Annotated in this window: 5 protein-coding genes and 1 pseudogene; 3 read left to right on the top strand and 3 right to left on the bottom strand. The window is 68.4% G+C overall.

The features are described from left to right. Both ACQP2U_RS43825 and ACQP2U_RS43820 read left to right on the top strand, forming a co-directional pair. Positions 1-935 (top strand): FtsK/SpoIIIE domain-containing protein (locus tag ACQP2U_RS43825; protein ID WP_433717423.1); only part of this gene is annotated, 935 nt, incomplete at its 5' end. Positions 936-1,860: 925 nt separating this feature from the next. Beyond that, complete coding sequence (locus ACQP2U_RS43820; protein WP_433716860.1) at positions 1,861-3,981, top strand: FtsK/SpoIIIE domain-containing protein; 2,121 nt, start codon at positions 1,861-1,863, stop codon at positions 3,979-3,981. A gap of 567 nt (positions 3,982-4,548) precedes the next feature. Here ACQP2U_RS43820 and ACQP2U_RS43815 read toward each other — a convergent pair. Then, entirely contained in the window at positions 4,549-6,189 is a 1,641-nt protein-coding gene (locus tag ACQP2U_RS43815; protein WP_433716858.1) for a hypothetical protein, read from the bottom strand. A gap of 1,271 nt (positions 6,190-7,460) precedes the next feature. Here ACQP2U_RS43815 and ACQP2U_RS43810 point away from each other — a divergent pair. Then, positions 7,461-7,715, top strand: a complete 255-nt coding sequence (locus tag ACQP2U_RS43810; RefSeq protein WP_433717421.1) for a hypothetical protein — start codon at positions 7,461-7,463, stop codon at positions 7,713-7,715. 2,212 nt (positions 7,716-9,927) lie between these two features. Here the strand turns inward: ACQP2U_RS43810 and ACQP2U_RS43805 are convergent. Continuing rightward, complete coding sequence (locus ACQP2U_RS43805; protein ID WP_433717420.1) at positions 9,928-11,127, bottom strand: hypothetical protein; 1,200 nt, start codon at positions 11,125-11,127, stop codon at positions 9,928-9,930. Between the two features lie 924 nt (positions 11,128-12,051). Further along, positions 12,052-12,727: pseudogene (locus tag ACQP2U_RS43800) on the bottom strand (hypothetical protein); the annotation flags it as partial.

Below are 12,727 nucleotides of genomic sequence, written 5' to 3'. Positions count from 1 at the left end.
CCGACCCGACCCGTGCCTGGTGTGGCACCGACACCTTCGCGCGCCCCGTCGAAATCGACTTCGCCACCACCCCCGGCCTGCGCGTCCACGGCCGCACCGGCTCCGGCCGCACCACCTTCGTCCGCAATCTGCTCACTCACCTGGCCCCCCACCCCGATCTCGAGTTCTTCGTCCTCGACGGCTCGACGCCCGACCCCCGCACCGGCGGATACCGGAGTCTGGCCGACCGCTGCACCAAGCTGGTCGGTGACGACCTGGCCGCCGCCAACAAACTGCTCACCGGCCTGGCCGCACAGCGCCGTCAGCGCGCGGCCGCCATCGGCTACCCCCAGATCGGACTGGGGACCCCCGACTACTGGGAGCAAGGCCCCACCGTCGACTGGCCGATGTGGATCGTCGTCATCGACGGCTACTCCACCTTCCTCGCCCCCGCCCAGGGCCGCAGCGCCGCCGCTCGCGCCCGCACCGCACTGGCACGGGAGAACAGAGACGCGGTCCTCGATCTGCTCATCAACGGCCCCCGGGTCGGCATCGCAGTCGTGCTCACCACCGGCGAGACCCTGCCCAAAGACCTGCGTGATCACCTGACCGTGACGATCTCCCTCGCCTGCGACCCCGAGCAGGTCACCAACGCGCTCGGCGCCAAGATCCGCAGCCACCCCGCCGCCAACCCCGCCGGATTCCGCCACATCGACATGGCCACCATGACGACCCCCGCAGGCGGCTACATCCAACTCCGGGTGCCCCTCACCCCCGCCCCCGAACTGGCCCCCTCGGCAGGGTCCGACCCCGCCGACCCTCCCGACCCCACCGACCCCGGCGGCCCCACCGACCCCGCGGGGGACGCCGGGGTCGGTGGGGCCGAGTCCAGCCGCCCCTCCGCCGACCCCACCACTGCGACCCCCCTCGCCCTCCCCGCCGCCCCTCCGCATTGAGCCGACGTACCTCCCGGGGTCGAGCGGGCCGCCAGGGGTCGACCCTCGGATAGCTGGCCCGACCCCGGCCCCGACCCCCGAGCATTCCCAGGGACGACCCCCACCGACCCGGCCCCGACCCCCGAGCGGCCGACCCCGACCCCCGAGCGGCCGACCCCGGCCCCCTCGACCCCGGAGGGGGCCGCATTCCCGATAGTCCGACCGGAAATGGTGCAAAAGGTGTGTAGGGCTGGTGGAGTTCGGCCCTCGAGGGAGGGGAGCAGGGCCAGTGGCTGGCATTCGGTTGGCGCCGCCGAAGAGAACGAAGGACGGGGATGAGGGCCGCAGCGTACGAAAACGCCAACACGGAGAGAACGACGTCGAATGAACCAACTTCCACGAAGACCTGGCGCGAGGCCATCGCCCGCGGACCCACACAACCACCGGAACCGCCCTGCGCACGGCCCTGCCCGGTCCGCGCCACCGGCCCCAACCGTCACCCCGCCGCCGCCAGGGTCGACGGGGGTCGGCCCTCGTCGACCCCCGTCCGTACCCCGGGGCCGACGGGGTGGCCCCCGGGGTACGTCGCCACGTCCTGGGTGTCGGCCCCCGGAGGTGACCGCCACGAACCCCCGACCCCCGCGAGGCGGTTGCGATCGACCCCGCATCGACCCCATCCGACCCCGGTCGAAATGGTGCAAAAGGTGTGTGGGGCTCGCGGATTCGCCAGGAGGAACGGCGAGAGATGGGGGGATCTGCTGCGCTGGCGACCGCGCGGAAGTGGGGTCGAAAAGCCTGACCGCGCATCAAAGAGTGCTAGAACGCTAGAATGCGAGCATGCTAGCGCAATCGTCTTTTCGTCCTGCCCGACACCCGATAGTCCACCCCTCATGAAGCCGTCCCCGCAGCCACCGCGTTCGTAGCGCGCCGACACCACCCCACACCAATGAACCCCAAAAGCATCGGCATCGAACACGTCGCCATCGTCGGCATCGCCTGCATCCCCGTCGCGTTCTGGCTGTTCTTCATCCACCCCCTCTGGCAGTTCTTCCACGGCGCTGTCGTCGTGGCCATCCTCGCCGGCGCTATCGCCTTGGCCGTTCAGGTCGTTCTCCACCGCAAGAAGACCGCCCGCCGCACCCTGGCCCGGCAGGAGGCCGAGCAGGCCGAGCGAGACGCCATCTGGGAACGAGACTCGGCCACCATCACCGACCAGGTCGCACGCTGCGCCGCCGATCTCCTGCACAACCCGATCCAGGCCGCCGACATCTGGGGCGAACTCGGCCTCGGCGAACCCGGCAACCACCCCACCCTCGACACCGAAACCTGCTCCAGCGGAGTCGAAGAAACCAGCTACGGCAGCCGGGTCTACCTGCTCATGCCCAGCAACTTCGCCAATCCCGCCGCCTACGTCAGCAAACTCCCCGAACTCGCCAACCACCTCGGCGTCGACGTCGTGCGCATCGTCCGCGTCACCGGCCGCCTCCTCGTACTCGACCTCGTCACCCGCGACCCCCTCACCACCCCGCAATGGCAGCAATGGCTGCAACCCTTCCCCGAACGCCTGCACACCGGGCTGGGCCGGATCGCCGAGACCTGGAGCGCCTGCGAACTGTGGACGCGGCTCGGGCTGGGCAGAGAACCCAACCACCGCACCGGCGACCCCGGCTCCTGGCCCACCGTGCTGCCCGGAGAACACAACGGCATACCCGACTCCGGTGTGTGGACGGTCCCTGTCGGCGCCTGCGTGCGCCTGACGATCCCCGACAACTGCTCGGCCAACGACTTCGCCAGCAAAGCCGACAAGATCGCCCCCGCCCTCGACGTCCCCGCGGTACGGGTGAAGTCCCGCGACGGAAACCAACTCATCTTGGAACTGCGCGTGGTCGACCCGATCGCCGTGCTGGCCTGGTGCCCGCTGATCTCGGTCCACGAGGTGCTCGACGCCGACGGGTCGGTGACCACCCGATACCGGCCCGTCGTGGCACCCAACTCGCTGAGCTGCCACGACGACTTCGACCTGGCCGTCAGCGACCAAGGCGAGATGGTCACCTTCAACCTCTCCAAGCACGGACACATCGTCATCGGCGGCCGCACCCGATCCGGCAAGTCGATCCTGCTCAACAACCTCGTCGCCCGGGCCATGCTGATGCGCGACACCAAGGTGCTGATGATCGACCCCAACGGCGCCGCCACCCCGCCCTGGTACCGCTTGCTGCACCGGGTGTGCGAGGAAAACGACGGCGACGCCGCCTGCGAAATCCTCCTGGACGTGCTCGACGAGATCGAGCGCCGCAAGCGAATCTTCCACCAAAAGAAAATCGACAAGATCACCGACTTCTCCGAGGACCTGCCGCTGTGGGTGCTCGCCATCGACGAGGCCGCCCTGTTCCGCAAGCACTCACGGTTCGGCGACCTGCTGGGCAAAGTGGCCGCCATCGCCCTCAAATACGGCATCGTCTTGATCGTTTCCCTGCAGAAGGTCTCCGAGGACAACCTGCCCACCGCCGTACGCTCCCAGCTGACCAACAGGGTCAGCCACGCCGTGAACGACGCCCAGGACTTCCGGGTCCTGCTCCCCACTGCCCCCGCCGTCTACGCCGAGGAAGTCCTCAAACTGTCCGTCCCCCAGGGCGTGGCGATCGGTCTGCTGGCCAGCCAATCCGACTTCGTCCGGATGCGCGGGTTGTTCCTGCCCACCCAGGCCTGCTTCGACATCGCCGACGCGATCCTGGCCGTCCGCAAACCCGAACGCGACCTGCCCTACCAAGACGACGAGGACACCGACACCGCTGAAACCCCCGCAACCTCCTCCAAGCCCACCAGCACGCCGCCCAAACCCCGCACCGCGCCGGCATCCGCACCACGCGAACGGGCCAGCGAACAGCACGCCAGCGGCAACATCTTGCTGCTCGACGACTTCCGCGGCGTCCGCTACTGCCTTGCACCGGACTGCAACAACCCGGTCCCCCAAGCCCACACCGGCCGTCCCGGGAAGTTCTGCTCGCCGAGATGCCGCCAGATCCACCACCGCCACAAGAACCGCAAACAACCGACCGAGGACTGACTGACGCGAGCGCTCGAAGCCATTACCAGCAAATATGTTTCGTAGCGTTGCGTGACGTTCCGTTGGCACTTTCGTTCGAGGGGAAAAAGCGGGCACCACATGAGGAGAATCGGTGCTCCCTCACGCGGTGCCGCCGAGCCCTACTCGACCACCGCGCTCACGTGACCGACCACCCCGACAGCGGCGCCATCAGTGGCCAACTGCCACCACCCGACACCCACCCCAGGAAGCGTTGGGCCAGATCATCCTCGGTCTCGGTGGCCATGCTTCGGCCCTGCAGCAGCTCGCCCGCACCAGGCGCGCATCGGGCACGAGATGTGTGAGCGGTTCCTCTCCCGCCTCGGATCGGCCGACGACAACCGCGACGCCGCACAGCTGATGATGGCCCGACTGCCAGGCCGAGCGGGATATCGAGCAGCACACCGAAGCTCTGCGGCCCTGGAGCGCTGGTCACCGTTCATCGAAAGCGGCCCCGCACGTAGGCCAGCAAACACACGAAATAGGTCCGCCCTTGAATCACTATGGGGTCGAGCCTATTTCGTGTGTGTATGGGACGTTTGGGCGCTCCTATGCGGCCTGTTGATCGAGCGCAGCGGCTCCGGAGTCGGTCAGCCGGACCGGGGTGGACGCGCCTTCGGCGACCTCCTTTGTCTGCGGATCGGAGAACGACCAGCCCACGAGTCCCGCGTCGAAGGCGTCCCGAACGAACTTGGTCTGGGCTTTCGACAGATCCTGATCGGTGTTGCGGAACCGAAGCCCCGCCCCGAGTTCCCCGTCGGGGCCGCGCGCACTCAGCACTGAGACGCGATCGGCGCGGATATCCTCGAGCAGCCGGTACTGATCGCGCTTGAATTGCCGCGCGGTGCCCTTCGAATCGGCTACGGCCTCACCGCCATGTTCCCCCGCCTCGACCTTCACGGGCTGCTCGGCCCGTGCGCTGTAGGCCCGCAGACCCGCCTCGGTGATCTTCACCGGCGCGAAACCCTCGCGGTTGGCCCTACCGAAGGCGATGAACTTGTGCCGCAACAACGATTCCAAGGTCTTGACCACGCCGTCGCCCACGCGCTTTCCCCCGATGTACCAGTCGAACTCCTCCGCCTCGGCGTCGATCACCACAACCGTCACCGACAGGCGACCGCGGGCCTCGGGATGCAGATCCCCGAGCATGGACAGCTGCGCCGGGGTCAGCCGCACCCGGGCAGGCCGCCTACCCGCGCCAGGAGCGTGCTGTACCGCGGTGTACCTCTCCAACTGCTTCGCCAGCGCCTTCTCAGCACCCTGGGCCTCGAAACGGTCCTGCTCGGCCTGCTTGATCCGCCGCTCGGCCTCGGCCAAGCTGGCGCGCAGCTGCGCCACCTCCGATTCCGCAGCCGTGCAACGAGACTCGAGGTCGGCAAGCCGCTTCGCCACCGCCGCATCGGTCTCTTCGAAACCTTCGAGAGCAACGGTGGCCTGCCGCGAGGCCTGCCCCACCGCCGCCGCCATCGCCGCCAGAGCAGCCCGCATCGGCGCCAACGGATCATCGCCGCCGACGGGCACAGGCGCCGACTCCGGCACGGCGAGCTCCGCCGCTAACTCCACCGACGCCGCCGCTACCGCCGTCTCGCGATCCAGCCGCACCCGCCGCGCCGCAGGCGGGGGGAAGCGCGTGGGTGACGGCGTGGCCGCCGCAACGGTCTTCTCCACGGGACTTTCCGCAGGGGCCGCCACAGGCTCAACCACCTCGACGGCATCATCAGCTATCTCGGAGATATCAGCATTTTCAGGCGCGCCGATATCCGACACGTCATCACCTGCATTTTCGGACGTGCCCAGAGCATCATAGCCTGAGTCTTCGGTGCTCTCAGCAACAACACCCGCGCGGGCGTTCGACAGCTCTTCCCAGGCGTTGCTCACCAGCTTGTCTCGCCAGCGGTCCGAATTCTTCGCCTTGTGCGGGTCACCGTCATAGGTTGGCTGAGGGCCGTGGGTTTGAAGCTGTTTCACCTCGCACCCGCACAGCTGCGGCACGAGCACCACTTCCCCCTTCGGCAGCGGCGCATCGGCCCCGTAGGAGCTCCACAACTTCTTGTTCGCCCACTCCAGTTCCTGCGCCGGCCGTGTCGTGATCGGCGGCCACAGGCCCACGGTGCCGCAGACCGAGCACGCCACCTTGTCCAGCTTCACCCGCGGATCCTCGTCCCCGTGCTGCCGCGCCTCGATCGCCAACACGTCGATCCGATGCTCAGACCGGCAGGCCATGCACGGCACCGGGTATGCCGCCGCCGCGATGGACCCCAGCGTGTCCCCCGCTTGTGCCCGCTGCACGGTCAGCGACAGCGGCCAGCGGCAGAAGGACACCACCTCCCCCACCGGGACCCGAGGCCCGCCTTTCCGCGTCGCTCCGAGCCGTACCGCTTCGACCACCCAATCCGGCAAGTCCACCTGCACTGGCAAATCCACCGCCGTACTCCTTTCTCCTCATCAACGGACTATTGTGTTTCTCTCTCTCCTCTAAATATACCGTGAAAGCACCTCTCTCCTCAATACCTGAGCCGAGGAAAAATGGAGAAAGCTGAGGAGAATAGGTTGATAGCTGAGGATAATGGGTGTAGACTGAGGAGTATGAACAGCAGCCAAGCAGCCCAGAAGGACCGGAAAGCCGCCGAAAGCGCAGAAAACCCCCAGGTCAGCGGGGGTAATTGACGAAAGCGCCCCCGAGAGGGTAGGTTCCTCACCATGACCCCCCGACCGAAAGCCCTCACCCCATCATCCTCATGTCCCGCACTCCTCACGCTGAGGAGTTTCGTTACGCTCGAGCCGTTTGCAAACGGCTCGAGCGTAGCAAGCTCCTCAGCGTGGAGTGAGGGATGATGGAGTGATCGGGGGGTCATGGTGAGCCTACCTCGGGGGCGCTCGTCAGTTACCCCGCTGACCTGGGGTTCTCTGCGCTCGGCGGCTCCGGTCGCTCTGGGCTGCTGCTGTTCTGCTCCTCAGTCTACACCCATTATCCTCGGCTATCAGCCTATTCTCCTCAGCTTTCTCCATTTTCCTCGGCTCAGGTATTGAGGAGAGGTGCTCGCGGTATTTAGAGGAGAGAGCACAGTAGTCCGTTGATGAGGAGAGGGTACGGCGGTGGATTTGCCGGTGCAGGTGGTCGAGCGGTGCACGCTCAGGCGGCGCGAGCAGGCCTCGGGTCCCGGGGAGGTGGTGTCCTCTGCCGCTGGCCGCTGTCGCTGACCGTGCAGCGCTGAGCGGGGCACGCAGGGTCCATCGCGGCGGCGGCTGCCGGTGCCATGGCCTGCCGATCGGCATCGACGTGTTGGCGATCGAGCGCGGCGCCGGACGAGGATCCGCGGTGAGCTGGACAGGTGGCGTGCTCGGTCTGCGGCACCGTGAGCCTGTGACCGCCGATCACGCGCCGGCGCAGGAACTGGAGTGGGCGAGCAGAGTTGTGGAGCTCCTACGAGGCCGATGCGCCTGCCGAGGGAGTGGTGCTCGTGCCGCAGCTGGTGCGAGGCTGCAAGCCCACGGCCCTCAGCCAACCTGTGACGGTGACCCGCGAGGCGAATTCGGACCGCTGGCGAGACAAGCTGGTGAGCAGCGCCGGAACGCCGCGCAGTGTTGTTGCTGAGCACCGAGACTCGGGCTATGATGCTCTGGGCACGTCCGAAATGCAGGTGATGACGTGTCGGATATCGGCGCCTGAAAATGCTGATATCTCCGAGATAGCTGATGATGCCGTCGAGTGGTGAGCCTGTGGCGCCTGCGAAGTCCCGTGGAGAAGACCGTTGCGGCGGCCACGCCGTCACCCGCGCTCCCCCGCCTGCGGCGCGCGCGCGGCTGGATCGCGGACGGCGGCGGCGGCGTCGGCGGCGGGCTCGCCGTGCCGGAGTCGGCGCCGTGCCGTCGGCGGCGATCCGTTGGCGCCGATGCGGCTCTGGCGGCGGCGGCGCGCGGCGGCCACCGTTGCTCTCGAAGGTTTCGAAGACCGATGCGGCGATGGCAGCAGCTGCCGACCTCGGTCTCGTTGCACGGCAGTCGGAGGTGGCGCAGCTGCGCCAGCGGCCGAGCCGGCGGTCAGCAGGCCGAGCAGGACCGTTTCGAGCCGAGTGCTGAAGGCACGGCAGTGGAGGTACACCGCGGTACAGCACGCTCCTGGCGCAGGTAGGCGGCCTGCCGGTGCGGCTGACCCCGGCGCAGCTGTCCATGCTCGAGGATCTGCATCCGCGGCCTGTCGGTGACGGTGGTGATCGACGCCGAGGAGTTCGACTGGTACATCGGGGAAGCGTGGGCGACGGCGTGGTCAAGACCTTGGAATCGTTGTTGCGGCGCAAGTTCATCGCCTTCGGCAGGGCCAACCGCGAGGATTCGCGCCGATGGATCACCGGGCAGTCTGCAGGCCGAGCAGCGCGCAGGTCGAGCACGGCATGGCGGCGAGGCCGTAGCCGATTCGAGGGCACCGCGCGGCAATTCAAGCGCGATCGGTACCGGCTGCCGAGGATATCGCGCCGATCGCGTCTCGGTGCTGGTGCGCGCGCGACGGCGGGCGAGGCTTCGGTTCCGGCACCGATCAGGATCTGTCGAGCCCAGACCAAGTTCGTTCGGGACGCCTCGACGCGGGCTCGTGAGCTGGTCGTTCCGATCCGCGGACAAGGAGGTCGCCGAGCGCGTCCACCCGGTCCGGCGACCGACTCCGGAGCCGCTGCGCTCGATCAGCAGGCCGCATAGAGCGCCCAGGCGTCCCATACGCACGCAGATGGGCTCGACCCTGGTGATTCAGGGCGGACCTATTTCGTGTGTTGCGGCTACGTGCGGGCCGCTCGATGAACGGTGACCAGCGCTCCAGGGCCGCAGAGCTTCGGTGTGCTGCTCGATATCCCGCTCGGCCTGGCGCATCATCAGCTGTGCGGCGTCGCGGTGTCGTCGGCCGATCCAGGCGGAAGGACCGCTCGCATCTCGTGCCCGATGCGCGCTGGCGCGGCTGCTGCAGGCCGAGCATGGCCACCGAGGCCGAGATGATCTGGCGCTCCGGGGTGGTGTCGAGGTGGTGGCGGTTGGCCGCTGGTCGGCGGTGGTCGTCGTGCGCGGTGGTCGGTAGGGCTCGGCGGCACCGCGTGAAGCCGATTCTCTCGTGGTGCCGCTTTCCCTCGAACGAAGTGCCAGCGGAACGTCGCGCAACGCTGCAGGCATGTTGCTGGTGATCGGCTTCGGTCGGTCCTCGGTCGGTCGTTTGCGGTTCTGTGGCGTGGTGGATCTGGCGGCATCTCGGCAGGCTCCGGGACGGCCGGTGGCGGAGCCGGTTGCAGTCCGGTACAGGCGTAGCGGACGCCGCGGAGTCGTCGAGCAGCAGATGTTGCCGCTGGCGTGCTGCTGGCCGTTCGCCGTGCGCGATGCCGGCGCGTGCCGGGCGGCTGGAGGAGGTTGCGGAGATTTCGGCGGTGTCGGTGTCCTCGTCGTCGTGGCAGGGCGCGTTCAGGTTGCGGACGGCAGGATCGCGTCGGCGATGTCGAAGCAGGTGGGCAGGAACAACCCGCGCATCGGACGAAGTCGGACTGGCCAGCAGACCGATCGCCACGCCCTGAGACGGACGGTTGAGGACTTCCTCGGCGTGACGGCGGAGCAGGACCGAGTCCTGGGCGTCGTTCACGGCGTGGCTGACCTGTTGGTCGGCTGGCCGGCGGCAGGTTGTCCTCGGAGACCTTCTGCGGAAACGATCAGGACGATGCCGTGTCGAGGGCGATGGCGGCCTGCCCGGCGGTGCTCGCCGAGCAGGCGGCGCTCGTCGATGGCGAGCACCGGCGGCCTCGAAGTCGGTGATCTTGTCGATTTCTTTGGTGGAAGATTCGCTTGCGGCGCTCGATCTCGTCGAGCACGTCCAGGAGGATTTCGCAGGCGGCGTCGCCGTCGTTTCCTCGCGCACCCGGTGCAGCAGCAGGGCGGGTGGCGGCGCCGTTGAGTCGATCATCAGCACCTGGTGTCGCGCATCAGCATGGCCGCGCAGGTGTTGAGCAGGATCGACTTGCCGGATCGGGTGCGGCCGCCGATGACGATGTGTCCGTGCTTGGAGAGGTTGAAGGTGACCATCTCGCCTTGGTCGCTGACGGCCAGGTCGAAGTCGTCGTGGCAGCTCAGCGAGTTGGGTGCCACGACGGGCCGGTATCGGGTGGTCACCGACCCGTCGGCGTCGAGCACCTCGTGGACCGAGATCAGCGGGCACCAGGCCAGCACGGCGATCGGGTCGACCACGCGCAGTTCAAGATGAGTTGGTTTCCGTCGCGGGACTTCACCCGTACCGCGGGGACGTCGAGGGCGGGGGCGATCTTGTCGGCTGGCGAAGTCGTTGGCCGAGCAGTTGTCGGGGATCGTCAGGCACGCAGGCGCCGACAGGGACCGTCCACACACCGGAGTCGGGTATGCCGTTGTGTTCTCCGGGCAGCACGGTGGGCCAGGAGCCGGGGTCGCCGGTGCGGTGGTTGGGTTCTCTGCCCGAGCCGCGTCCACAGTTCGCAGGCGCTCCAGGTCTCGGCGATCCGGCCCAGCCCGGTGTGCAGGCGTTCGGGAAGGGTTGCAGCCATTGCTGCCATTGCGGTGGTGAGGGGGTCGCGGGTGACGAGGTCGAGTACGAGGACGGCCGGTGACGCGGACGATGCGCACGACGTCGACGCCGAGGTGGTTGGCGAGTTCGGGGAGTTTGCTGACGTAGGCGGCGGGATTGGCGAAGTTGCTGGGCATGAGCAGGTAGACCCGGCTGCCGTAGCTGGTTTCTTCGACTCCGCTGGAGCAGGTTTCGGTGTCGAGGGTGGGGTGGTTGCCGGGTTCGCCGAGGCCGAGTTCGCCCCAGATGTCGGCGGCCTGGATCGGGTTGTGCAGGAGATCGGCGGCGCAGCGTGCGACCTGGTCGGTGATGGTGGCCGAGTCTCGTTCCCAGATGGCGTCTCGCTCGGCCTGCTCGGCCTCCTGCCGGGCCAGGGTGCGGCGGGCGGTCTTCTTGCGGTGGAGAACGACCTGAACGGCCAAGGCGATAGCGCCGGCGAGGATGGCCACGACGACAGCGCCGTGGAAGAACTGCCAGAGGGGGTGGATGAAGAACAGCCAGAACGCGACGGGGATGCAGGCGATGCCGACGATGGCGACGTGTTCGATGCCGATGCTTTTGGGGTTCATTGGTGTGGGGTGGTGTCGGCGCGCTACGAACGCGGTGGCTGCGGGGACGGCTTCATGAGGGGTGGACTATCGGGTGTCGGGCAGGACGAAAAGACGATTGCGCTAGCATGCTCGCATTCTAGCGTTCTAGCACTCTTTGATGCGCGGTCAGGCTTTTCGACCCCACTTCCGCGCGGTCGCCAGCGCAGCAGATCCCCCCATCTCTCGCCGTTCCTCCTGGCGAATCCGCGAGCCCCACACACCTTTTGCACCATTTCGACCGGGGTCGGATGGGGTCGATGCGGGGTCGATCGCAACCGCCTCGCGGGGGTCGGGGGTTCGTGGCGGTCACCTCCGGGGGCCGACACCCAGGACGTGGCGACGTACCCGGGGGCCACCCCGTCGGCCCCGGGGTACGGACGGGGGTCGACGAGGGCCGACCCCGTCGACCCTGGCGGCGGCGGGGTGACGGTTGGGGCCGGTGGCGCGGACCGGGCAGGGCCGTGCGCAGGGCGGTTCCGGTGGTTGTGTGGGTCCGCGGGCGATGGCCTCGCGCCAGGTCTTCGTGGAAGTTGGTTCATTCGACGTCGTTCTCTCCGTGTTGGCGTTTTCGTACGCTGCGGCCCTCATCCCCGTCCTTCGTTCTCTTCGGCGGCGCCAACCGAATGCCAGCCACTGGCCCTGCTCCCCTCCCTCGAGGGCCGAACTCCACCAGCCCTACACACCTTTTGCACCATTTCCGGTCGGACTATCGGGAATGCGGCCCCCTCCGGGGTCGAGGGGGCCGGGGTCGGCCGCTCGGGGGTCGGGGTCGGCCGCTCGGGGGTCGGGGCCGGGTCGGTGGGGGTCGTCCCTGGGAATGCTCGGGGGGTCGGGGCCGGGGTCGGGCCAGCTATCCGAGGGTCGACCCCTGGCGGCCCGCTCGACCCCGGGAGGTACGTCGGCTCAATGCGGAGGGGCGGCGGGGAGGGCGAGGGGGGTCGCAGTGGTGGGGTCGGCGGAGGGGCGGCTGGACTCGGCCCCACCGACCCCGGCGTCCCCCGCGGGGTCGGTGGGGCCGCCGGGGTCGGTGGGGTCGGGAGGGTCGGCGGGGTCGGACCCTGCCGAGGGGGCCAGTTCGGGGGCGGGGGTGAGGGGCACCCGGAGTTGGATGTAGCCGCCTGCGGGGGTCGTCATGGTGGCCATGTCGATGTGGCGGAATCCGGCGGGGTTGGCGGCGGGGTGGCTGCGGATCTTGGCGCCGAGCGCGTTGGTGACCTGCTCGGGGTCGCAGGCGAGGGAGATCGTCACGGTCAGGTGATCACGCAGGTCTTTGGGCAGGGTCTCGCCGGTGGTGAGCACGACTGCGATGCCGACCCGGGGGCCGTTGATGAGCAGATCGAGGACCGCGTCTCTGTTCTCCCGTGCCAGTGCGGTGCGGGCGCGAGCGGCGGCGCTGCGGCCCTGGGCGGGGGCGAGGAAGGTGGAGTAGCCGTCGATGACGACGATCCACATCGGCCAGTCGACGGTGGGGCCTTGCTCCCAGTAGTCGGGGGTCCCCAGTCCGATCTGGGGGTAGCCGATGGCGGCCGCGCGCTGACGGCGCTGTGCGGCCAGGCCGGTGAGCAGTTTGTTGGCGGCG

This window comes from Nocardia sp. CA-084685, assembly GCF_050955785.1.
Taxonomy (GTDB): domain Bacteria; phylum Actinomycetota; class Actinomycetes; order Mycobacteriales; family Mycobacteriaceae; genus Nocardia.
This window is presented reverse-complemented; position numbering and strand designations above follow the sequence as displayed.